Here is a 24,368-nt window from a genome sequence, read left to right on the forward strand (position 1 = left end):
AACCCGACCCAAAACCAACAAAAAATAAACAAAAAACACGCCACAAACCAAAAAACCGGGCGTGTCACAAACCAAAAACACAAAAACAAACCAAAAACGGAAACAAAAACAGCTGTCCAATCGAATTATTCAAATATTCAACCAACCGCAATATGTAAGTACTATATATCTATATAAAAGCTAAATATAAAATCAACCACAAAAGAAGAAAACGAGAATAGCACTATGAGCACCATCAACAACAGTACGCATAAAAACAATCACAGCCATCATATAGTAGTACTAACTGGAGCTGGCATATCTACTAGCGCAGGAATACCCGATTTTCGCGGTCCAGACGGCGTATGGACTAAGCATCCAGAGCAAATGAGCGTTTATGACATAGACGCATTCCTAAGCAGCGAAGAAGATCGCGTTTACTCTTGGCGCTGGCAAAAAGAATCACCTGTTTGGAACGCTCAGCCAGGAACAGCACACAAAGCGCTTGTAAAACTTGAGCAAGCTGGAATGCTAGATCTAATCGCCACACAAAATTTTGATGCGCTTCACGAAAAAGCTGGAAATAACCCAGATATTATAGTGAACTTGCACGGCAGCATCGGAACATCACACTGCATGAGCTGCCATGCAAGCTACAAAACTGCCGATATTATGGCAGATTTGGATGCACATCCAGATCCGCATTGCAGACGCGCTCTGCCGTACAGTGGCAATATGCCTTGCAATGGCTTAATTAAAACTGACGTTGTTTATTTTGGCGAGGCACTTCCTGAAGGCGCTATGGAAAGAAGCGCGCAAGCAATAGTTAAAGCAGACGAATTGTGGGTTATTGGATCAACTCTTGAAGTATTTCCAGCTGCTTCTCTAGTACCGCTAGCTGCGCGTGCAGGAGTGCCGATTACGATAATGAATCTAGGCTCTACGCAATACGACTATTTGGCAGAGCGCATTATTCGAGAAGATATTGCGAAAGCTCTGCCAAAATTAGTAGACGAAACTATTGCAAAGTGATTATTACAAAATAACTATTACAAAATAACTATTACAAAGTGACAGCAATACCTTCCCAAGGAGATAGTGTGCCATTTTTAAGCGATATAAGCGCGTGATTTACGTCGTAGGTTGTAACTATTACGTCACCTTCTACAAAGCTGTCAGAAGCGCTATTTTGCAATAATTGCGCACTTTCTGCAGGGATAGGAACAGTTGAGTCGGTCATATTAACCATTACGAGCATGCGTTCTGTAGAATCTTCCTGCTCTTTGCAATCAGATTTAAGCTCGCGCAAAAAAGCGTACACACACTCGTCGTCAGCATCAACCAAATTCCAAGAACCTGCGGAAACAATCGGCTCCGAATGGCGCAAAGCAATCAAATACTTGTAAAAAGCGTAAACAGAATCTGAATCTTCCATCTGCTCAGCCGCATTAATATCCACATAGTTAGGATTCACACTAATCCATGGCTCCGCGTTATTTTTCGATGCGACATTAAAAGGCATAAATCCCGCATATTTAGAAGCATTCCACTGCATTGGAGTTCGAGAATTATCGCGACCACGCTTTGCGAGCGCATCCATCATCGACTCAGCAGACTGAATATGTGCTTCTTCTACGCGCTGCTTAAACATATTCAACGCTTCCAAATCACGATACTGCTCGAGACGCGTAAAGTGCGCGTTAGTCATGCCAATTTCTTCACCCTGATACACGTAAGGGGTTCCGCGATGCATGTGGAGAAGCATTGCAATCGCCTTAGCGGAACGAACTCGCATCTCGTCGCTAGCCTCACTACCCCAGCGAGAAAGCGCACGCGGCTGATCGTGATTATTAAAGAACAGGCTCGCCCAACCAGCATCCGCTACAGCCTGCTGCTGTTCAGCCATCACACGCTTTAATGCAGTAAGCTTAAGCGGTACAGGATTCCACTTAGTTCCGTTTTCGCAATCAATATCCACGTGGTTGAACAGGAACAACATGTCGAGTTCTTTGTGAGCAGGATCCGTAATATATGTGTTGCGATGCGCTGAAATTCCCGGAGCCTCACCAACAGTAAGATAACCTTCGCGCCCTTCGAAAACTTCTGCACGCATCTCGCGCAAGAATTCGTCTAAACGAGGGCCATCCGAGCAGAACGGGAATGGAGAAGAATAGCCGTCGGCACCAGCAGGCAAATCTTCAATCTGGCAACCAACCTCACCCGGCAAACGGCCTTCAGAATCAACATGCTTTGAAATCTGCGTAATCACATCCATTCGGAAGCCGTCGATTCCGCGATCCATCCACCAATTCATCATTTTGTACACTGCAATGCGAACCGCAGGATTTTCCCAATTCAAATCTGGCTGCTTTGGTGAATACTGGTGAAGGAAGTATTCTCCGCGCTTTGGATCATAAGTCCACGCGGAACCACCGAAATACGAGCCCCACTTATTTGGCTCCGCACCCGGATCACCAGGCACGCAACCTTCACGCGCAGGTCTCCACCAATACCAATCCGCATAATCACTAGAAGCATCTCTTGAAGCCTGGAACCAAGCATGCTCGTCAGAAGTGTGATTTACTACCAAATCCATCACAACTTTAAGACCGCGCTCGTGAGCTCCAGCCAGAAGCTCGTCCATATCTTCTAAAGTTCCAAAAAGCGGATCAATATCTTGATAGTCGGAAATATCGTAACCGTTATCGTCTTGTGGTGACTTGTAAACAGGACTAAGCCAGAGCACGTCAACACCTAAATCAGCCAAATAGTCAAGGCGTGATGTAATGCCCTTCAAATCGCCAATTCCGTCGCCATTAGTATCCTGAAAGCTTCGCGGATAAATCTGATACACTACAGCATTTGCCCACCAAGGATTTGGATTTGCGCCGTTTGTGCGCACGGATTCTGGCAAGTTCGCTCTGTCAAAAGTAGTCATTTAATCCCCATTAATTTACATTGATAAGTATTTTTATTGCAGTTTTATTTATTACAAATAATTCTATTTATTTAATAGTATTTATGATTTTAGACTCTAAATTTTATCAACATACTAGATGTTACGCGCGGATAATAAAAAAGCGGCTCGCAGTAAAAAACCGCGAGCCGCACCTCCTTCTCATTCATGGTACGTTCTGTAAAAAATTAAATACCGCTCATTTCTGATTATGCAGCTTGAATGCAAGTTCCGCCAAATGCACGCCGTGAGTTAAGAACTCGTGAGTGCGGCAAACGTAATCGTTTTCGCGACCAAGCTTCGCAATATATCCGTTGATATAATCAACTTCCGTTTTGCGACCGCGGCTCATATCTTGGTACATAGAAGGATAGTGCAAAGGATTTGCGACTCTGCTCACATAGTCAATAGCCTCCAGCTCCTGCTGACGCGTGTTAACCATACGAATTCCTGCACGATCGCACACGTCGTACGCTTCGTTAATGAGCTGTCGAGCCATATCCATAGCTCCAGGATAAGAAATAAACTGACCCATCTGAATCTGATACATTGTGCACAAAGTGTTAACTACGGAATTGAAAACTACCTTAGCCATGCACGTACCCTTGAAATCTTCCGTAATTGTAGGGTTAAGTCCAGCAGCTTTAAAATCGTCTCGCATAGCAAGCTCAACATCGCTCACCTGCTCGTTCAATGCGCACATATTCATTGTGCCAACGCCAACTTTACCAATAAAATCAACATCACCCGGGCCGTTCAAAACGGTTGCAATCATTGCAGTACCGCCGTAAATACGATCGTCCGAGAAATACTGTTGAATCTTCTCAAAATGACCCCAACCGTTCATTGCAGCAAACACAACCTGATGCTCTTTGAACAAATGCTTGCAACGCTCCAACATTTCCGCAAGCTGCATCTGCTTCATAAACACAATCCACACATCCGGATCGCCTTCATACTCTTCAGGTGTGTACATATTTATTGGCACAAGATGACGATTTTCATGGTCTCGGCTCACCATTACGCCGCCCTGTTCACGAACCTTATTCACATTTTCATCCCAGGCGTCAATGAAATCAACATGAATACCGGCCGTTTCCTGCAACAAAACGCCATAGCGATATCCCATAGCTCCCGAACCGATCATTGCATATTTCATGCCACTCATAGTGACACCTCCTTTTAGATAAAAATGTGCTTAGGCGAGATTCATGCGTTTTACAGGAATTACGTCGAAGCGACTACAAATATTGCAAAAGCAAAAGTAAAAACGATTTGCTTTTTGTTTTTATAGCATATTACTCAATTCGCGGAGATTGTCAAAAATTTTTCTAATTGCGTTTCTTATGGCGTTTCTAATTAAAAAATTATTCAGTTTTAACGGTGATTCTCAAAAAAGTTTCGCAAGAGTTGAGCACACTCAGATTCACATACTGAACCAATAACTTCCGGATATGATCCTACATGAGGATCTCGCAAAATATCCCAAACAGATCCGCACGCACCTAGTTTTGCGTCCCATGCTCCAAAAATTACACGCTTAAGTCGCGTCTGCAACACAGCCCCAGCACACATAGGGCAAGGTTCAAGAGTTACTACAAGAGTGCAGTCAGATAAATTCCAAGATCTTCGCGAAAAAGCAGCAGATTTCATAGCAAGCACTTCAGCGTGAGCCAAAGGATCAGCTTTCTGTTCTCGCATGTTTGCGCCTTTGCCAATAATATTCCCATCACCATCAAGCACAACTGCTCCAACTGGAACCTCGCCTGCAGAAGCAGATTCTCGAGCCAAAACTAAGGCTTGATTCATTGCAAATACTATCTCATCGCTCATGTTCATGAAATCACTTTACAAACTAAGAAACAAATAAAAATCGAATAAATCTACATAAACCTAAGTGAATCTCTACATAAGCCCAGAAGAAATATCGTGAGTAATAAACCATCTACGAATATCTCCGATTTCATTCATATCAACCGAATGATCGAGACCTCGGTAACGACGTTCTTCAAGCCAAGTGTGCTCCTCAAGCCATGCTGCGGCAGCTGAAAATTCGTAAGGTGGAATCACATCATCTTCTAAACCGTAACCGAAAAATACTGGAGTATTACGCTCCGCTAGATCATCATCTTTCAACACAATTTCAGACGCAAAAGCAGGAACATTAGGTGCTATAAAACCAGAAAGTGAAACAGCAGCACGATAGCGCGCAGGATTCAAACGCAAAACATGTACCGCGAGCGCAGCACCTTGCGAAAAACCAAATGGCACAATATCGCGATTCGCTGGAACATTTTCACACACCCATTTGTCTATCGCGGCAGCAGCAGAATACATATCGTAATCTAAATCTTCGCGCTGCGGCACAGCATCATGAAACCAGCTGTAAGCACCTTCTGCAAGTTTAAGCGGAGCTCGTAGTGCAATTGCATCATTGTAAGGCGCTACTACTCTCAACAAATCAAGAAGATCTTCTTCGTTGGATCCCCAACCGTGCAGCAAAAGAAGTAGCGGATGAGCAGGGTATGCCGTTGCGTTACCTCTCGAATACTTAGCACACGTTACTTCAAGCGGCTCTCCAAAATGCCCTCTAATTATGTTAGATTCGCGACCAATATGAGATTCATATGTTTTAGCAGACATGAGATTATTACTATTATTGATGCTATTCGTAGACTTATTAGTATTCATAGAATCATCAGAATTAATAGTTTCATTCATAATTTCACCAGCGTTCTTTGCTTTGTTGTGCTAAAAAAATTTAACCCCGGCGTCACGCGCCGGGGAAATAAAGGAGAGAAGAAAGAATAATTCATGTGCGCTTTTGGCGCCCATCTTTTTTGTTGATATTATTATCTAAACATATAATTCTTAACGCTTCACAAAGATTATCTGTGAATTGTCTGAGAATTTCCTACTTTTCTACCGAAAATCTCGTTTTTAGAGACTCTTCTTTCCCAAATTGCAATTCAGTCATCCAAATCAGCGCGATAAAAATGCTCGTATGAACGAGAAGGTGTTGGACCACGCTGACCCTGATAGTGAGAGCCGTTCACTGATGAACCATACGGATGCACGCAAGGGGAACTCATCTGGAAGAAGCACATTTGGCCGATTTTCATGCCAGGCCACAATTTAACCGGCAAAGTGCTCACATTAGAAAGTTCCAAAGTAATATGACCTTCGAAACCAGGATCAATAAAACCTGCAGTAGAGTGCGTCAAAATTCCGAGACGTCCGAGAGAACTTTTGCCTTCCAAACGCGCAGCAATAGTTGCATCAAGTTTCACATACTCCCAAGTAGAACCTAAAGCAAACTCACCTGGGTGCAGAATCCAAGGCTCACCAGGTTTAACAGCAAACTCTTCAGTAAGCTCACCCTGATTTTCCGCAGGGTCAACATACGTATACGCGTGATTATTAAATAATCTGAAGAAACGATCAAGACGCACGTCAATTGACGCAGGCTGTACCATTTCCGGAGTCCACGGAGTCAAATCAATATGACCCTCATCATGAGCTTTGAGAATGTCGCGATCAGACAACAGCATAACGTCAAATCTCCTTGCAAAAGACTGTATAAAAGCAACTTCATCGTTCGCACGAAATATTTTTATAATCTATTTTGCGCGAAAATTACAATATGCACAATTGTAGCGCGTGCTGCAGTCTGTACTTGATTACAAAAAATTTTACAGAAACTAAAAACACAAAAACGCGGTACAAAACGTAGGTGATGCAAGAAAACCACGTACTGTACCGCGTATTTGAGAATTGCTATAATGCACTTATTTCGTTAAGCAGGCATTGTCAAAGCTCCTGCAGCTTTGCGTTTAGCAATAAAACGCAAAACACATTTACGCAGCTCAGAGCCAATTAGCACAACCATCGAAAGGCCTAGGCATTCGAACCATTCAGTCCAGTCAAGCGGCACAGTACCAAATGGCTCGTTCAGGAACGGTATATAAATTACCGCAAGCTGAAGTACTACAGAAACCGCTATAGCAGCCCAAAGCCAACGGTTTGCAAACAATCCCACGAACACACTCTGCAAATTAGAACGCGAAGCAAGTGCGTTCAACATTTGAGCAAACACAAGAATTGTGAAGCCCATAGTGCGCGCATGTGTCATTTGAGCAGCGTGACTCATAACTCCAACTGAACGATCCGTAAACAATCCGCCTGCCAAATGCATATCCATGCCAATCAAAGTGATAGCAGCCATCAGTACGCCAATGAATACAATATCTCCCCACATTGGTCGGTCAATAACGCTATCTGTGAGTTTTCGAGGCTTTCTATCCATTACATCGTCAGTTTGTGGATCAACACCCATTGCGAGCGCAGGAGCCGCGTCCGTAAGCAGATTAATCCACAAAAGCTGCGTCGCGAGCAAAGGCAATGTAACACCTGTAGAGTTTGGTTGAGTAATTCCCAACGCTCCAGCAAAAACAACTCCGCCAAAAACAGTGAATACTTCGCCAACATTAGAGCTAAGCAAGTATCGCAAGAATTTACGAATATTGTCGAAAATTCCGCGGCCTTCGCGCACTGCTGCAACAATTGTAGAGAAGTTATCGTCAGCCAAAATCATCTTGGCAGACTCTTTAGTTACTTCAGTACCAGTAATGCCCATTGCAACGCCGATATCGGCAGATTTTACTGCAGGAGCGTCGTTCACACCGTCGCCTGTCATAGCAACAATATTTCCTTGACGTTGAAGCGAAGAAACGATTGCCAACTTGTGTTCAGGAGCTACTCGCGCGTACACGCTAGTTTTACTGATTGCTTCGTCAAAAGCAATGTTGTCGTCGTCGCGTGAAAGCAAATCGTCAAGTTCGTCGCCTGTAAGCGCATGCCCATCTTTTCCAATAATTCCAAGATCTCGAGCAATACGCGTAGCTGTAAGAGGATGATCGCCTGTAATCATAACAGTGCGGATTCCAGCGCGATGAGCTTGAGCTACGCTATCTCGAACTTCAATTCGCGGAGGATCAATAATTCCAACCATGCCGTTCCAAATCAAATCAGATTCTAGTACGTCACTTTGTTCCGCAACATCCGCGATTTGACCTGCAGCGTTAGAAACCATGCCATCAACTTTTGAAAGACTATCGACTCCAAGCGGCCTATAAGCCATTCCAAGCGTGCGGTAGGCTTCTCCTGAAAGACGTTCAACAGTTGCTAAAATATCTTCTCGATCGCCGTCAGTAAGCGGACGCACGGCACCAGCTACTGCAATACGCGTGCAATAAGAAAGAAGAACGTCCGGAGCACCTTTAGCGCAAACCATAAGATTGCCGGAATCCGAACCATCTTTAACGACAACAGACATACGCTTGCGTTCAGAAGTAAAAGGCACTTCCGCAACTCGAGTCAAATGAGCGTAACGTTTGTCTGCTTTTGTTTTACGCGCTGCTACTATTAACGAAACTTCTGTAGGATCTCCCACAGGCTGCCAATTTTTAGCAGTTTCGTCATAGTGTAAATCGCCGTCGTTAGCTAAACACCCAGAGCCTAAAGCACCTAATACTTCTGTAGCAAGATTTTGTGGCACTGCCAGATCCGCATCCGCAGAACCAATTAATATCATGCGACCTTCAGGCTTGTAACCGCTTCCCGTAAGCTGAACTTCGCCGCTAGGTGTTATTACGCGCTCAACAGTCATCTCGTTTCGAGTTAAAGTTCCTGTTTTATCGGAGCAAATAACAGAGGCAGAACCAAGTGTTTCCACAGATGAAAGCTTTTTTACAACAGCATGATGTCTCACCATTCGTTGCACACCAAGAGCAAGAACCACCGTAAGAACAGCTGCTAAACCTTCTGGAACAGCAGCAACAGCTAGGGAAACAGAAAGCAGCAAAGAATCAATAATATCTTGAATAGTATGGAAACCTTCAAGAATCCACATTGATGCAAGAACTACAACAGCAATAATGCACACCGCAATTCCAAGAACTTTAGAGACGCGTACCATTTCTCTCTCAAGAGGTGTTGCTTCATCATCCGACTTTGAAAGCATATCCGCAATTTTGCCAACTTGCGTGCGCATTCCTGTAGCTGTAACTACAGCGCGGCCAGTTCCTTGCGTAACAGCGGTTCCGTTGAAAACCATATTTGTACGATCGCCTAAAGCTTTTGCAGATTGTAAAGTATCAGGTTTCTTACTTACCGCAACAGACTCCCCGGTAAGACTTGCCTCGGCTACGCGTAACGATGCTGCAGCAAGTAATCTTGCGTCCGCTGAAACCGCATCGCCTTCGCCAAGCACAAGAATATCTCCAGGAACAACTTCTGCAGTATTAATGCGCACAACGCTACCATCTCGCAAAACTGAAGTTTGCGGAGCGCTCATTCTAGCTAAAGCTTCGACTGCTTCTTCTGCTCGCGACTCTTGAATATAGCCGAGAACTGCGTTTGCAATCAAAATAATGATAATTACGATTGAATCAAACGGCAGAATCTCTCCACCACTATTGCCTTTATGCTGAGAACGCTCAACAAACCATGCTATTGCAGAAATAATAGTTGCTGCAATAAGCAAATAAACGAGCGGATCTTTAAATTGTTCAAGGAATCGTTTCCATGCTGGAATTTTAGGAGCTGCAGCTAAAGCATTTGGGCCGAATTGTTCAAGTCTACGAGCTGCTTCTTCAGAACTTAAACCTTGCGCAACATTAACATGTAAAGCTTCAGCAACAGTTTTGTAATCCTCTAAAGATGGGTCTTTCTGATAAGCACCAGAGTCTTTAATTTCGGATTGATCAATAGCGTGATCAACCATATTTTCCCCCTTGGGAATGCCGCGGAGTAGTCAATAATCGCAATGCTAACGCTATTTTTAGCGATTCGTATTGTAACTATTGCGCGGTTGTGGAATATTGCAATAGTTTGCAACAATTAAGTACCGTTCTATTATGCCATACAACTCGCCAGGCTTAGAAGCAGCAAACTTTGGACACTTCGAAAAGCTATTAATAGCAATGCCTCGGGGGCATGTGAGAATAGTAGTATGAATATGAAAAAGGGGCCGACCAAGGGGTCAGGCGGAAAACATCGTAATGCATTACGCGGAAAAGGACCTACACCAAAAGCTGAAGATCGCGTATATCATAAAGCTTATTTTGCTAAGAAAGCTGCAATTAAGCGCACTTTTGCGGATCCGCGACTAGCAGCAAGAAGAAGAGTGGATAAGCTGGGAACTGATTCAGACGAGTTGGTAATTGGACGCAATGCTGTGCTGGAAGCACTTCGAGTTGGCGTACCAAGCACACAGCTTTATGTAGCAAACCGTATAGAACACGATGATCGCACTCGCGAAATCGTTAAGTTAGCTGGCATGCAAGGGCTAAGACTTCTTGAGGCAGACCGTTTAGAAATGGATCGAATAGCTCGATCTGGCAACCATCAAGGAATTATTCTTAAAGTTCAGCCGTATCAATACCACTCTTTGCAGGAACTAGTAGATAAAGCAGAGAAAAAAGCTCGCGCTATGCAGGAAGCTGATTCTTTGGCTGCACGCATTAACGCTAGACCATTGTTTATTGCGTTGGACGGCGTTACAGATCCGCAAAATTTGGGTGCTGTTATTCGTTCTGCAGCAGCTTTCGGCGCTAATGGCGTTATCTTACCTGAGCGTAGAAGCGCTTCTGTAACTGCTGCCGCTTGGAAGGTTTCTGCCGGCGCTGCAGCTCACTTGCCGGTTGCTCGAGTTGTGAATTTAAATAAAGCTATTCAAAGCTTACGCGAGCGCGGATGGTATGCAATTGGTCTTGATGGCGGCGGCGATAAGCTCGTTGGAGAAACTGGTTTTGAAACTGATCCGCTAGTTGTTGTGCTCGGCTCCGAAGGTAAGGGAATGAGTCGCCTTACGCGAGAAGCGTGCGATGCTATTGCTGGAATCCCAATTTCTAGCACGGTTGAATCTCTTAACGCTTCAGTTGCAGCAGGTATTAGTTTGTACGCTGTAGCAAACGCTCGCCGACTAGCAGCACTTTAAAAAGTAGTTTTTAGGTAGACTTTAAGTAGACTTTATCTAGTCTTTAGTTAGTCATACCAGAAATAGACTACTGAAAATAACGGCAGAAAATAAACTTTTACAACCAAGAGAAAAGTGTTTATGACCGAGAAAAAATCTTTAGCTCAACTATCATTACGTTCACGGCTTAAAGAACACCCTCGTACAGTCACTTTTTCCGCTTATCTTGCGGTAATAGTGATAGTGATGTGCTTCCATGAACCTTGGTTTGATGAGGCACAAAGTTGGCTTATTGCGCGCGACTCGTCATTTTCTGAGTTGCTTACTTTAAGACCACACTACGAGGGTCACCCTCCTTTATGGACTCTTATTCTTTCAATTCCAGCAAAAACTGGTGTTCCGTACGAGATTGGTCTTAAAAGTGTTCAATTTTTGTGCGCAATAGTTTTAGGTTCTTGGCTTATTTTCCGAGCACCGTTTAACCGTTTGACACTTATACTTCTGCCGTTTACTTACTTTTTCTGCTTCCAATACGGTGTTACTTCTCGACCATATGCTCTTCTTTGCGCTACTCTGCTTATGGTTGCGTATTATTGGAGCAGAGCTGATAAGAAACCGTCTGATACTTGGAAATTAACTTTTACGCTTATACTTATGTGTCTATTAAGCGCATATGGTATTGCTCTTGCAGCTGGTTTTGCTATTGTTTGGGTTCTTCAAACTATTCTAAAAGCTGGAATTTCTAAAAGCCCTAAAGCATTATTATCTTTGTTTTATGACAAGAATCGTCTCCTAGGCTGGATTCTATTAGCTATTGTAGGCGTAACATGTTTGGTCTGTATCTGGCCTTATCCGGATGCTTTTGGAGCTCGAATAACTTACGACGGAAACTCTCCTATTATGCAGTTCCTTGCTTTCTTCTTTGTTCTTCCTTCTGAAAGCATGTTTACTCAATTTGCTGGCGATGTTTCTATACGCAAAATGCCATTGCATTTCTTCCCTTCAATATTTGCTGTAATTATTTCTATTGCTATTTGGATGTTTGCAATTCGTATAGCACGACGCAGAAAAACTCTCATAGTTTTAACTATCCCGTATTTTATCTTCTCAATAATTGCAAATAGATATTTCACACTACATCATGTAGGTCTTATTTTCGTATTCTTCGTTGCTCAATTATGGATTTGTGTTGATAAAAAACCTCTTGATGCTGACGACGTTCCAATAATTTTTACTAAATTATGGAAAGCTTTTACTAAAAATAAGAAACTTGATAGCAAGAAAACTAATTCACGACTTATCGTTCTTGTACTACTGCCAAGTCTCGTTTGGAACACTGTTGCTTGCGTAAGTGATATTTTATTTGATTATTCTGGGTCGCGCGCTATTGCTCAGTACGTCATTTCAAAAAATGCGCAGCATAAGCTTTGGATGACAACATGGCTTAAAGACAAAGCAATTTACGATAGTGACGGCAATTTACAGCAGGCTGCTGGTAACGATACTCATCAATATGCTTGGCAAATTATCAACGCAAACCCATATTTTGATAGTAATCTTTTAAGCTGCAGCTACCAGAATCGCTCGTTTATTACAAATAAGAGAGCAACAGATGAGCAGATTAAGCAAGAAATTGAAAATTGTGCAGCTAAAGGTGAACCTGATTTCTTTATTTTCGTTATAAAAGATCCGCAGTATTACTTTAAAAAGCTTAATTACAATGTTAAACACTATAATTTGCATGTTATAGCTCGCGTACTTTCAGCTTGGAAAGCTGGAGTTGGCTACACGGAAATTAAGGTTTACGAGCGAAAACCGCTTTCTCAAATAAATAAATAGAATAAATAAATAAATAGTTATAAAAATTATTAAACAGCTGCTATATAAATAGTTAGTAAATACATTACTAAATATATGCAGCTGTTTAATAACGAAACTTACGTATGATTTTTGCGAGTCTTAGCAGATTAGCAAATCTTGCGAAAATTGCACAAGGATTATGACAATTCAGCGCAAAACTAACGACGCGCAAAACCCACAGTTTATAGCTTAAGCGCTAAGCGCTAAGCTATTCTGTTTACCAGAATCCGAATGGGTCTACAATTCCGCCGTCATCACCGTCGTCGTCACCACCGCCACGCGAGAACGGAATATCGTCATCATCGTCAGATTTACCATCAGAACCAGGCTTTTTTTTCGGAGTAGAATCAGGCTTCTGATTAGCATCCTGCTTATTGTTGCCTATTACTGAAGCTTCTTCCTGATCGAATTTAACTTTCAGTTTTACAATGCTTCCGTTTCTAACCACACTAATAACAGCAGTATCGTTCAAAGCTGTAGCTCGTACAAATCCTAACAAAGCGTAATTGCTAGAAACAGGCTTATCGTTAAAAGCTACGATCGTATCTCCACTATGCATACCAGCTTTAGACGCAGGAGCACCATTGTTAACAGAAACAACCTGTGCGCCACCTCTGGTTACGCCACCAGATTCTACAGCAACACTTTTAATGGTTATTCCAAGAGCAACGTGCTTTACATATCCACGTTTAATTATTTCTGAAACTACGCGCTTTACTAAGTTAGCAGGAATTGCGAAACCTATACCAATAGAACCTGCCGTTCCGCTTTTAGCTGATGTTGCTGCAATAGAAGAATTAATACCGATTACTTTTCCAGCAGCATTGAAAGTTGGGCCACCAGAATTACCAGGATTAATTGCAGCATCAATCTGAATTGCGTTTGTTACGATTTCCGAACGGCTCTTATCGTCCATAACGGACACAGGCCTATTTAGAGCAGAAACAATACCAGTAGTTGCAGTATCGTCGTATCCCAATGGGTTACCTATTGCCATAACAGGCTCACCGACTGCTAACGAATCTGAATCAGCAAATTCAGAAGTTTTAAGATTTTTCGGAGGATTGTCTAATTTCAAAACTGCTAAATCAGTAGTCTTGTCAGCACCAACTAAAGTTGCACTGCACATCTGACCATTTGCAAGAGTTACCTGAATCTGCTTAGCTCCAGAAATAACATGGTTGTTTGTAACAATATGACCATCTTTGTCGATAATCACACCGGAGCCTTTACCCATTCCTTCCGCAAGTTGCGTTTGGATTGAAACTACAGATCCAGAAACTTGCTGAGCTACACCCTTCCAATCTGGAGCTTGACCGCCCTTAACAATAGCCGTTCCTTTTGCAGATCCCGAAGATTTACCAATATCAGCCAAAGATTCAGAACTTGGTATAGTAATAAGTCCTTGCGTAATAGCAAAACATATGACTACAACGCAAACTACTGCAGAAACAGCAGAAGATAAAATAGCAACTACAAAGTTAGGAACTTTATTGCTGCTAGTTTTACGCTCTTTGTTACCAGTTCCGTTCTGAGTACCGTTTTTAAAAGAAGAATTATTCGAATCCTGGCTAGCAGGATATGGGTTATTAAACATTCCGTAACCAGGGCGACTTTGTAATTCTTGATTTTGTGAATTATCAGACGCATATCCAGGTTGATTCGCGAAATTGCTTCCGTTACCACCCTCAGCAGGCTGATAGGAAGGTGGCTGATTGTTAGTAGTATTTACAGGACCGTACGCACCAAATTCTGGAGCTGGACTGTAAACTTGAGTAGGTTGTGATTCTTGTCCCTGAGTTGGCTGCTCTGCTGCCTGTGCAGGTTGAAATTCCTGATTATAGGATTGATTGGCCTGATTATCATAAGCCTCTTGCTTATTAGTGCCATAAATATCTTCAGCCATTAACTCTCCTTAAAAAGCCATTCCACACAATAATAAACCATTCCGTCACAAATCAATACAGTTATTTTTACACGCAACTACATCATTTTATATACATATACTCTACATGTCACAATATTTTTATAACTCAACATTACTAACTATTCTTCATGCCATCTAATAAAGTAAATAATATGACAAGTCTTCTTGAGCATCCACGCGGAGCAGAACCTGGTAAACCAGGAGATCGAAGTGAATTTTATTTTACAACAACTACTCGTTTATCAAATAGTGCTGAAGGTAAGGGGCGTGACGGCGCTAGGTACGGACGCACAGGCGTAATACATACACCGCACGGAGATATTCAAACTCCTGCTTTTGTGCCAGTAGCAACTCAAGCCGCTATGAAAGCAGTGCTTCCGGAAAATATTAAAGATTTAGGCGCACAATGCATGCTTTCTAACGCTTTCCATCTTTATGAACGTCCTGGTGAAGATATTCTTGATGAAGCAGGCGGATTGGGAAAGTTTATGAATTGGGATAAGCCAACTTTCACCGATTCCGGCGGCTTCCAAGTGCTTTCTCTGGGTGCTGGTTTCAAAAAAACTCTTGCAATGGATGTTACGGGCATGAAGTCCGACGATGTTATTGCTGAAGGAAAAGAACGCATGGCATTCGTTGACGAGGATGGCGTAACTTTTAAGTCTCCTCTTAACGGGGCTAAGCATCGTTTTAGCGCCGAAATTTCTATGGGAATTCAGCATAAGCTTGGCGCAGATATTATGTTTGCTTTCGATGAGCTTACAACTTTGATGAATACTCGCAGATATCAAGAGGAGTCGGTTGAGCGCACTTTCCGCTGGGCAAAGCGTTGCGTTGCTGAGCATAAGCGTTTAACGCAGGAGCGCTTAGGTAAACCTTATCAAGCGTTATACGGTGTTGTTCAGGGAGCAAATTACGAAGATTTGCGTAGGCATGCTGCTGAACAGATTGCTTCTCTTGATTTTGACGGAGTTGGTATTGGCGGCGCAATTGAAAAGCGTATTATTGGAGACACTTGCGCTTGGATTTGTGACGCTATGCCAGAAAATAGACCACGTCACGTGCTTGGTATTGCAGCCGTGGATGATATTTTTGCTTGCGTAGAAAACGGCGGAGATACTTTTGATTGCGTGGCTCCAGCTCGTTGCGGCCGAAATGGTGCGATTTTTACTAGACATGGTCGCTACAATGTAAAGCGTGCTGAGTTTAAGCATGATCAAGGCCCTCTGGAAGAAGGTTGTGATTGCTACACTTGCACGCATTATTCACGCATGTATTTAAATCATTTGCTTCGTGCTAAGGAAATGAACGGATACACTCTTGCAACAATTCATAATGAGCGTTTCTTTGTGAAACTGCTTGACGATATTCGTGCGTCTATTAATGGAGGCTATTTCGAAGAATTTCGAGATGAATCCTTAGCACACTACTATGAGAATGGATCGCGCGGATAATAATTATTTTTTGAGCATTATTACTACCAACACGCTTATATTTATTTGAATATTTTATTTGCTAAATAAGCGTAAATATGGTAGTTTTATGCTCTGTATGCGAACGTGGCGGAATGGTAGACGCGCTGTCTTCAGGTGGCAGTGAGTGTATACTCGTGCGGGTTCAAGTCCCGCCGTTCGCACTCTTAAGAACGTTGATATTTCAACGTTTTTGTTTTATTTACTGAAAGTCAACTCAACGAAATATCTAAAATTTCGTAATTTATTTTCTGTGCAAATCTGAACAAGTAGCACTAATAATATTGGCTAAACCTTCCATAATGCCGTTTATTGGAGATGCAGAACGCCATTGCAAATAAAGCGATCTGTAAGGTTTAGGATCAACAAATTCTCTTAACACAACTCCAGCAGGCTGCACTATAGGCGGCAAAGTTGATAAACGTGGAAGTAAAGTTACATCTTTACTGCTAGGTATCATATAACGCAATGTTTCAAGCGAAGTTGCAGAAAATTCAGACTGATTAGCCCCAACTTTATTACAAACATCAATCATATTTCTTCGCATGCAATGCCCTTCTTCTAAAAGAAGCACGCGCTGCGAGGAAAGTTTTGAAATCTCAATAGGGCTGGTCTCGTGACCAAAAGCAGAATTTGTAGATGCAGCCAACAAAAAATCTTCGTCAAATAAGTGTTTAACACTAATAGACGCTCTAGCAAAACCTTCGCTAAAAATTGCAGCATCAATCTGACCGTCATCTAATAACTGGCGTAATTCCCCTGATTTTTCTTCAACAAATCTCACTGTAAGATTCGGCTTATATTTTCGCAAAACGGGCGCTAAACGCGGCAGAAGGTATGTGCAAAGAGTAGGAAATATTCCAATAACAATTGTTGACGACCACGGGTCTTCTGCACATCTAGCTGCTTGACGAATATGTGACATATCTGCTTGTATTCGCTTTGCGTAATACAATACTTCTCGCCCTGCAGGAGTAAGTAATTGTTTACCAGGATTTCGCTCAATAAGATCTACTCCTAGAGTTTCCTCAAGTTTTCTTATTTGAGTAGACAACGTCGGCTGGGAGACTTTCGCTCGTGCGGCTGCTTTTGTAAAACTCTCTTCTTGTGCAAAAGCTATAAGATATTCAAGCGCTCTTACGTTCACGAAAGCCTCCATTAATTTTTAACCGAATTCTGCACATATTTCATGCAGAACGCAAAAATTCTAGTCTATTTAATTTTTCTGCGGCCTACGAATAATATAGTCAAAAGCGGAAAGTGCTGCAGTTGCACCAGATCCATATGCTGTAACTATTTGCTTATACGGCTCATTTGAGCAGTCTCCTGCAGCAAAAATACCTGGTATTTTTGTGCAGCCGCTGCGATCTGTAATAATCTCGCCACGCTTATTCAACTCTACCTGATTATTCAACCAATTGGTATTAGGAACTAAACCGATTTGTACAAATACGCCATCAGTAGTAATAACATTTTCTAAATCAGATTTTTCAGCATTATCTACGCGACTGCGATATCGCACGGAAGTTACTTTTTTACCGTTACCATCAATACCGCTTACAGCAGCACTTGTGATTACGTCAATATTAGGCAAATTATGTAGAGTGTTTAGCAAAACTTTATCTGCTTTAAGAGTTTCCATAAATTCGACTACTGTAACATGCTTTGCAATACCAGCTAAATCTATTGCAGCTTCGACACCAGAGTTTCCTCCGCCTACAACTACAACATTTTTATCTTTAAACAATGGCCCATCGCAATGAGGACAGAATGAGACACCTTTATTGCGATATTCTTCTTCACCTGGCACTCTAAGAGTGCGCCATGTTGCACCAGTTGCGATAATCACAGCTTGAGCTTTCAATTCACCACCAGAGCGAGCGTGTACTGTGTGCAAACCGTAAGGCTTAGAAGATATATCAATAGAATCAACCCAGTCTGGAGTAAATACATCTATATCGTACTGAGAAATATGATCAGTTAGATTTGCAGCAAGTTTAGCTCCTGTAGTGTGAGGCTGAGAAATATGATTTTCAATACTCTCTGTTTCTACCACTTGCCCACCGCGATGATCCATAATCATTGCCGTGCTTAAGCCTTTTCTAGCTGTATAAATCGCAGCCGCAGAAGCAGCAGGTCCTCCTCCGACGATCACAATATCATACGGATTTTGAGAATTCATTTTTTGCGCAATAGTACGACTAGCAGGCGAATTTTCACGTGAAACACTAGCGTCAAATTTAGTTGATGAGCCGTCACTTGATTTTTCTTTCTCAAGCTGAGAAAGCACAGACACAAGTTCGTCAATACCAAGCCGCCCAGATGCAATAAGTTCGCCATTTTCGAACACTGCTGGCACACTCATTACACCTAGATTATCTACTTCTTCGCGAAAAGCGCTACCTTCTACAGCAGTGTGACGAATCGCAGGGTTAATAATAGAAATTGTGTTAAGAGATTGCACAACCTCCGGGCAATTTAAACACGTTACAGACATATAAGTAGTTAAATCATGAGAACCAAGTTGCAAAATTGCAGATTTCTGTTCTGGAGTAATTTTTGCAGCGTAACCACTCACCTGAAGCAGTGCAAGTACGAGTGAACTAAATTCGTGGCCTAAAGGCAGACCTGCGAAAGTAACTTCTATATTATTTTCTTTGTTTTGATTATTTTGCGATTCTGTACTGCGTATCACAAAGCTTGGTTTGCGCATAATATTGCACGAAATACCTGCTTTTTCTCCGTCAATAACACTAATTTTTTCACTTTGTTGAGATACTTCTTTTAAAAGATTACTAACTTTTTGAGATGTTTCCGAATCGTCAAGATACGCTACAATCTCAACTGGCGATACCATTTTCTTCAATAATTGCGCCAACTGATCAGTTAAAGACGTATTCAACAAAGACATAAAACTTTACTTCTTTCAAAATTTTTTATAACAATTAATTATGGTAAAAATCATGCGCGCAGGAAATTAAAAACTTCCTACGCGCTTTTAGAAAAATCAGATCTTTCCAACTAAATCAATAGAAGGAGCCAATGTTTCTTCTCCCTGCTCCCACTTTGCAGGGCATACTTCGCCTGGGTGATCTGCAATATACTGTGCTGCTTTAACTTTGCGAAGAAGCTCATCAGCATTTCGACCAATGCCGTCGGCAGTCATTTCGAAGAATTGAATAATGCCTTGAGGATCAACCAGGAATGTAGCACGATGTGCCAAACCAGATTCTTCATTCCAAGCGTCAAAGTTACGCGAAAGAGCACCAGAAGGGTCACCCAACATTGTGTATTTTACTTTGCCAATTGCTTCAGAATCATCATGCCAAGCTTTGTGTACGAAATGCGTATCTGTTGAAACTGAATACACTTCTACTCCAAGCTTCTGCAACTCTTCGTAGTGGTTAGCTAAATCTTCCAACTCAGTTGGGCACACGAAGGAAAAATCTGCTGGATAGAAGAAGAAAATTGCCCATTTGCCGAGTACGTCAGCGTCACTTACTTCAGTAAACTCGCCATTTTTATAAGCATTTACTTTAAATGGAAGAATGTGCGTATTCATTAAACTCATAACTACTCCTAAATTCTGATTTTGCGCTTTCTTTGCGTTTATCTTTCAATATCAAAAATAGATTACATCTATTAAAAATTCTAGATTTATAGGCATTTTCTATAGTGCTTATGTGAATCATCAATAAAAATCAACAAAATAACAATTTTATATTTTGATCGAAAATAATATCAGCAATTTGTACACAAAATGCGCATCATTTGCACATTTAGCCTATTTTTAAGGCGTAAAAACAAGCCAAAAACGTTGATATACCAACGTTTTCCACGTGGAGCGGATGACGGGAGTCGAACCCGCCTCTGAAGCTTGGGAAGCTTCCATTCTACCGATGAACTACATCCGCATGTTGCACAATAAATTACAAGTGCTAAAACAAAAACACTTCAATAAATGTGCAACTTTTTAAGACTAGCACGTACTATTGAGCACTTCAGCACAATAGACGCAACTATTTATTCATTTAATGCAATCTTTACGAGATCAGCAGTAGAAACTACCTTCTTACGAGTGCGCTGCTCTTTGGCACCAGATTCACGCTCATAAGCATCAACACGTTTCCAGCCAGCATAGTCTATTGCCTTTATGCCACGAGACTCAAGTAATTTATTTATAGACTGAGGATCTCTATCTATATTTACAAAACCACTTTTTGCAAGATCTTCCAACATGTTGCCAACTATGAACAGAGCATCCGATTTTGTAGAACCGATTAATCCAACAGGTCCACGCTTAGCCCAGCCAGTAGCATACAATCGTTCTCTAACTTCACCATCTTCTGCAGCAGTTGTAATGCGTCCTTCACTATTTGCAAGCAAAGTACGTTTTTCATCGTAAGCAATGCCAGGAACTTCAGCAGGATGATAACCAATTGCATGATACACTGCTTGCACAGGATACTCTTCAAATTCTCCAGTACGAGACATTATTCCGTCTGCGCTAGTTTTAGTACGCTCAACGCGAATCGCTTTAACATGTCCGCCTTCGCCAATAATTTCTACTGGAGCTGAATTGAAGTGAATTACGTAACGTTTATTAGCAGTTTTCCCTTCAAAATCAACGTTTCCAGCATCTTCCATATCTTCAGCCATATCGCGAATAGCAAACAGTTCCTCAACCATTTGGCGAGTAAGCTTATCGTTGCCAGCTACTTCTATTGTTTCTTCATCAAGCTCAAAATCATCCTCATTTATAACAATCTGAACTCCGGATAACTTTTCCATTTCACGTAATTCTTGAACTGAGAATTTTGCTTGAGCAACACCACGGCGAATAAATAAATGCAAAGTTTGCGTACTGTTTTGCTGTAATCCTTCATAAACATCATCAGGAATATCAGTATGAGCACGCAAATAATCAGGATCTCTAAGAAGCTCGCGAGCAACGTCCATTGCCACGTTTCCGCCACCAATAACAGCAACTTCCTTAGCTTCAAGAGGCCACGTGCGCTTACTAGTTGGATATCCGTCGTACCATTCTACAAATTTTGCAGCACCATAAACACCATCTAGATCAGCGCCCGCTACTCCTTTAAGTGGCCTATCTTCAACAGCGCCAGTAGCGAAAAGCACAGCATCGTAGCGAGCTAATAAATCTTCAAGAGTAATATCTTTACCAAATTCAACATTCGCATAAAGATGAATATTTGGATTATCAAGAGTTTTTTCTAAAGCATCGGCAATAAATTTAATACTTGGATGATCTGGAGCCACACCGTAACGCACTAAACCGAAAGGTACAGGCAATTTTTCAAAAAGATCAATGCGAGCGCTTGTACCAAGCCCTAATTCTTCTCCTTGTTTTGAAAGTTGTCGCAAGAAAATATCTGAAGAATATACCCCTGCAGGACCAGCTCCTATAACAGCAATACGCAATTCAGGCTCACTGTTAAAAGCTTTTTCATTTATATTATCTTTTTCCATTATTATCCCCATATTGAACTGTATAATACAGCAATTTTGCCGTTTTTTCGCGCATTCTGCACGGTCTTCAAGCATGGGATGCCTTCGCGTGCTATCTTTAGCACTCAACAATCAAAAGCTTCCGCGTATGCTTTCATATTTAGACTAGCGCATAGTTAAGTATTAGAAAATGCTTACGAAAATAAATTTCTGCTACTATTTGTTAACTATTTTCTTAATCGACTTCTTTATTTGGTCGCAACGCTGTTAACGCCCAAGTGATAGAAATTACGTCAATAATTTCTTGCATCATGGCTCCTAGAACCGCAGGAATAAATCCAAAAGCTGCAAAAATCATACTAATAATTGCTAAACCAATTCCCAGCAAAACTGATTGAATCATAACAATTTTTGTACGTTTTGCCACGCTTATAGCACTTGCTACAGCAGAAATATTATTGTTCATAATAACAACTTGCGCACATTCAGATGCTGCAGTATCAGTTCCATCTGTAACAGCTACGCCAATATCGGCAGCTGCAAGAACTGGCGCATCGTTTACGCCATCTCCTACCATCATTGTTACTGCTGCAGGTTTACGAACATTAGAATCACTGTAATCATTTTGCTTTACGTATCTAAGCTTATCTTCAGGAAGTAAATCAGCATGTACAGAATCTATTCCAACGCTTGAAGCTATTGTTTTTGCTGCCTGCAAACCGTCTCCAGTAAGCATTGCTATAGAGCGCACTCCTAGCGAACGCAATTTTTTGATAGTTGATTTTGCATTATCTCGCGGAACATCTTTTAGTACAATGCGACCTACAAGCTTTCCATTGAACGATACGTAAGTTGCCATTTCGTCTGAAGCAAGAGGTTTTCCTGTAGCATAATTATCTTCTTGCTCTGTTACATACTTTCTGCGTCCTACACGTACCGTAATACCATCTACAATGCCTTGAATACCCTGTCCTGCTGTTTCCTTAACACTGTTAACTACAGGATATTCTCGCACGCTAGGAATCTGCGGAGTAGACGATGGATGCTCACGCTCCCATAAAACAGAACCCGCTTTTGCAATACCACCAGCGAGAATATGCTGAGAATATGTTTCCAGCACGCCAGCAAGCATAACTATGCGATTAGCTTTTTGCGTAGTATCAATTACTTCTACTGTCACAACTTGCGGCTGTTTTACAGTTAACGTGCCAGTTTTGTCGAAAAATACGTCAGTTACGCGGCTTAACTGTTCAAGTACATTTTGACTTTTTACTACGATTCCAAGCTTTGCTAAACGACCCGTACCAGCCATACAAGCTACAGGAACAGCTATCAGTAGAGGACACGGCGTTGCCAACACTAGCACCTGCGCGAATCGCAAAGGATCTCCTGAAATAATCCAAGCTGCAGCAGCTAGCATAAACGAAAATACTGTAAACGGTACTGAAAGCATATCTGCAAATCGCACAACAGCTGCGCGAGAAGATTTAGCTGATTCGACAAGCTGCATAATTTTTTGATACTGCGAATTTTTAGACAGTTTTGTTACGCGCATAATAAGCACAACACCACCGTTTACGCAGCCTGATAGCACTGACGCTCCAGCATAAACTTCTCGAGGTACAGATTCACCATTAATAGCACTTGTATCTAAAACAGCTGAACCACTTAATAGTTCTCCGTCAACAGGAACAGTTTCGCCAGGAAGAACAATAATAACGTTGCCAATTTTTAAATCATCAACAGGAATCGTAGTGTAACGCTGTAATTTTGAGACAATAGAACCATCTGTGTTTGATTGCAAAAATGGGCAGACATTGCGTTTATGAGCGCAATTATGGAGTTGATCATAATCTTCTGCAGAATCTGTAGCATAAGCAGTATCTGCTTTCCTAAATTCAGCATGCTGACAAAGAGCACATAAAGTTGGCTTGCATTGATTGTCATTTGCGCATGGCGGATTGTAATCTTCAATCGCATTTTGAATATGATGTGTTTCATGTTCAATACCAGGCAATGTCATAAGATGGGCTGTTTTAGGAGAAGCATTTACTAAAAGTGACAAGTTGCGTTGAGCTTTCATATTAGCAAAATCTTCAATCGCCTCTCCGGTCCAAACCATTACAACAATAAGATAGCTTGCCCAAAACTCCCCTGTACCAAGTGTTGCTAATAGTGCAACGAAAGCAAGCAAATCTATACCCAACGTTCCATTTTTTAAATCGCGAATCATGCTACACAACGAAATAACACACGTGTAGGCTACAAAAATAACGATAATAAACTGGCCAACTGTTAAATTTATTGCAATATTGTAATTGATACGTGCAAAATCGAAAATTTGCTGCAATAATTTAGAAAATTGCTTACCGAACGCTGTTAATACAGAAGTATTCGATACATATAAAACCGCAATAAACGGCAATGCAAGAGTAACAATTGTTAATTGTGGAACACGACGGCAATACGCTAAAAGTTTACGCATATACTTTCCTTACGCTGATCAGGTTAACTACGAGAAACGTTGCTAACACGATTTCACGCCTTGTTAACCCACTGAGAGCAGCAAGATCATAAGATTTAATGCACTCAATACACGGCGTAAAGATACTAATATTTATTTATTAATATTCATTATAACAACATGCCTTGATGAGAAAGATTCTCAAAAAAATTCGACACTAAGCAACAATCTATAAAATAAGGCGGGAACTGTTACATTTAACA

The 24,368-nt window shown here is 41.6% G+C and carries 16 protein-coding genes and 2 tRNA genes; 5 read left to right on the forward strand and 13 right to left on the reverse strand.

Annotated elements, in window-relative coordinates:
- Positions 1–225: 225 nt before the first annotated feature.
- The gene (locus ACNEUN_RS00005; RefSeq protein WP_427876091.1) at positions 226–1,011 is read left to right on the forward strand and encodes an SIR2 family NAD-dependent protein deacylase; all 786 of its coding nucleotides are present in this window, start codon (positions 226–228) and stop codon (positions 1,009–1,011) included.
- A 31-nt stretch (positions 1,012–1,042) separates the two neighbouring features.
- Here ACNEUN_RS00005 and ACNEUN_RS00010 read toward each other — a convergent pair whose 3' ends face one another.
- The 6 genes from ACNEUN_RS00010 to ACNEUN_RS00035 form a co-directional block, all read right to left on the reverse strand.
- On the reverse strand, positions 1,043–2,917 hold the full coding sequence (locus ACNEUN_RS00010; RefSeq protein WP_463630011.1) for an alpha-glucosidase: 1,875 nt from the start codon (positions 2,915–2,917) through the stop codon (positions 1,043–1,045).
- 217 nt (positions 2,918–3,134) lie between these two features.
- Positions 3,135–4,103 (reverse strand): ketopantoate reductase family protein, encoded by a 969-nt coding sequence (locus ACNEUN_RS00015; RefSeq protein ID WP_463630013.1) that lies wholly within the window; start codon positions 4,101–4,103, stop codon positions 3,135–3,137.
- A 209-nt stretch (positions 4,104–4,312) separates the two neighbouring features.
- The gene (locus tag ACNEUN_RS00020) at positions 4,313–4,774 is read right to left on the reverse strand and encodes a nucleoside deaminase (RefSeq protein WP_427876083.1); all 462 of its coding nucleotides are present in this window, start codon (positions 4,772–4,774) and stop codon (positions 4,313–4,315) included.
- Positions 4,775–4,840: 66 nt separating this feature from the next.
- The gene (locus tag ACNEUN_RS00025) at positions 4,841–5,578 is read right to left on the reverse strand and encodes an alpha/beta hydrolase (protein ID WP_463630386.1); all 738 of its coding nucleotides are present in this window, start codon (positions 5,576–5,578) and stop codon (positions 4,841–4,843) included.
- Between the two features lie 326 nt (positions 5,579–5,904).
- Positions 5,905–6,486 (reverse strand): dCTP deaminase, encoded by a 582-nt coding sequence (dcd, locus tag ACNEUN_RS00030; protein WP_427876082.1) that lies wholly within the window; start codon positions 6,484–6,486, stop codon positions 5,905–5,907.
- 245 nt (positions 6,487–6,731) lie between these two features.
- Positions 6,732–9,719 (reverse strand): cation-translocating P-type ATPase, encoded by a 2,988-nt coding sequence (locus tag ACNEUN_RS00035; protein WP_463630015.1) that lies wholly within the window; start codon positions 9,717–9,719, stop codon positions 6,732–6,734.
- 228 nt (positions 9,720–9,947) lie between these two features.
- Here ACNEUN_RS00035 and rlmB point away from each other — a divergent pair, with 228 nt between their 5' ends.
- Positions 9,948–10,934, forward strand: coding sequence for a 23S rRNA (guanosine(2251)-2'-O)-methyltransferase RlmB (rlmB, locus tag ACNEUN_RS00040; protein ID WP_427876078.1), 987 nt, complete (start codon positions 9,948–9,950; stop codon positions 10,932–10,934).
- A 120-nt stretch (positions 10,935–11,054) separates the two neighbouring features.
- Entirely contained in the window at positions 11,055–12,752 is a 1,698-nt protein-coding gene (locus tag ACNEUN_RS00045) for an ABC transporter ATP-binding protein (protein ID WP_463630017.1), read from the forward strand.
- A gap of 238 nt (positions 12,753–12,990) precedes the next feature.
- Here the strand turns inward: ACNEUN_RS00045 and ACNEUN_RS00050 are convergent, their stop codons facing one another.
- Positions 12,991–14,679, reverse strand: a complete 1,689-nt coding sequence (locus ACNEUN_RS00050) for a S1C family serine protease (protein ID WP_463630019.1) — start codon at positions 14,677–14,679, stop codon at positions 12,991–12,993.
- Between the two features lie 149 nt (positions 14,680–14,828).
- Here ACNEUN_RS00050 and tgt point away from each other — a divergent pair, with 149 nt between their 5' ends.
- The gene (tgt, locus tag ACNEUN_RS00055; RefSeq protein WP_463630021.1) at positions 14,829–16,154 is read left to right on the forward strand and encodes a tRNA guanosine(34) transglycosylase Tgt; all 1,326 of its coding nucleotides are present in this window, start codon (positions 14,829–14,831) and stop codon (positions 16,152–16,154) included.
- A 99-nt stretch (positions 16,155–16,253) separates the two neighbouring features.
- Positions 16,254–16,336, forward strand: a tRNA-Leu gene (locus ACNEUN_RS00060).
- 80 nt (positions 16,337–16,416) lie between these two features.
- Here the strand turns inward: ACNEUN_RS00060 and ACNEUN_RS00065 are convergent.
- From ACNEUN_RS00065 to ACNEUN_RS00090, 6 genes are all read right to left on the reverse strand, one after another.
- A complete protein-coding gene (locus ACNEUN_RS00065; protein WP_427876070.1) occupies positions 16,417–17,319 on the reverse strand; it encodes a LysR substrate-binding domain-containing protein in 903 nt (300 codons plus the stop codon).
- A gap of 69 nt (positions 17,320–17,388) precedes the next feature.
- The gene (ahpF, locus tag ACNEUN_RS00070) at positions 17,389–19,083 is read right to left on the reverse strand and encodes an alkyl hydroperoxide reductase subunit F (RefSeq protein WP_463630023.1); all 1,695 of its coding nucleotides are present in this window, start codon (positions 19,081–19,083) and stop codon (positions 17,389–17,391) included.
- A 96-nt stretch (positions 19,084–19,179) separates the two neighbouring features.
- A complete protein-coding gene (gene ahpC / locus ACNEUN_RS00075) occupies positions 19,180–19,743 on the reverse strand; it encodes an alkyl hydroperoxide reductase subunit C (protein WP_427876067.1) in 564 nt (187 codons plus the stop codon).
- Between the two features lie 269 nt (positions 19,744–20,012).
- A tRNA-Gly gene (locus tag ACNEUN_RS00080) sits at positions 20,013–20,086 on the reverse strand.
- A 109-nt stretch (positions 20,087–20,195) separates the two neighbouring features.
- A complete protein-coding gene (locus ACNEUN_RS00085; RefSeq protein ID WP_463630025.1) occupies positions 20,196–21,662 on the reverse strand; it encodes an FAD-dependent oxidoreductase in 1,467 nt (488 codons plus the stop codon).
- A gap of 214 nt (positions 21,663–21,876) precedes the next feature.
- Entirely contained in the window at positions 21,877–24,126 is a 2,250-nt protein-coding gene (locus ACNEUN_RS00090; RefSeq protein ID WP_463630027.1) for a heavy metal translocating P-type ATPase, read from the reverse strand.
- Positions 24,127–24,368 lie beyond the last annotated feature (242 nt).

The sequence above is a fragment of the Gardnerella sp. C0684A1 genome (genome assembly GCF_055326835.1).

Coding starts and splice junctions, on each gene's coding strand:
- ACNEUN_RS00020 (WP_427876083.1), bottom strand. CDS start 4,774: ATGAACATGAGCGATGAGATAGTATTTGCAATGAATCAAGCCTTAGTT.
- ACNEUN_RS00085 (WP_463630025.1), bottom strand. CDS start 21,662: ATGGAAAAAGATAATATAAATGAAAAAGCTTTTAACAGTGAGCCTGAA.
- tgt (WP_463630021.1), top strand. CDS start 14,829: ATGCCATCTAATAAAGTAAATAATATGACAAGTCTTCTTGAGCATCCA.
- ACNEUN_RS00015 (WP_463630013.1), bottom strand. CDS start 4,103: ATGAGTGGCATGAAATATGCAATGATCGGTTCGGGAGCTATGGGATAT.
- ACNEUN_RS00010 (WP_463630011.1), bottom strand. CDS start 2,917: ATGACTACTTTTGACAGAGCGAACTTGCCAGAATCCGTGCGCACAAAC.
- ACNEUN_RS00090 (WP_463630027.1), bottom strand. CDS start 24,126: ATGCGTAAACTTTTAGCGTATTGCCGTCGTGTTCCACAATTAACAATT.
- rlmB (WP_427876078.1), top strand. CDS start 9,948: ATGAATATGAAAAAGGGGCCGACCAAGGGGTCAGGCGGAAAACATCGT.
- ahpC (WP_427876067.1), bottom strand. CDS start 19,743: ATGAGTTTAATGAATACGCACATTCTTCCATTTAAAGTAAATGCTTAT.
- ACNEUN_RS00005 (WP_427876091.1), top strand. CDS start 226: ATGAGCACCATCAACAACAGTACGCATAAAAACAATCACAGCCATCAT.
- ACNEUN_RS00025 (WP_463630386.1), bottom strand. CDS start 5,578: ATGTCTGCTAAAACATATGAATCTCATATTGGTCGCGAATCTAACATA.
- ACNEUN_RS00045 (WP_463630017.1), top strand. CDS start 11,055: ATGACCGAGAAAAAATCTTTAGCTCAACTATCATTACGTTCACGGCTT.
- ahpF (WP_463630023.1), bottom strand. CDS start 19,083: ATGTCTTTGTTGAATACGTCTTTAACTGATCAGTTGGCGCAATTATTG.
- ACNEUN_RS00050 (WP_463630019.1), bottom strand. CDS start 14,679: ATGGCTGAAGATATTTATGGCACTAATAAGCAAGAGGCTTATGATAAT.
- dcd (WP_427876082.1), bottom strand. CDS start 6,486: ATGCTGTTGTCTGATCGCGACATTCTCAAAGCTCATGATGAGGGTCAT.
- ACNEUN_RS00035 (WP_463630015.1), bottom strand. CDS start 9,719: ATGGTTGATCACGCTATTGATCAATCCGAAATTAAAGACTCTGGTGCT.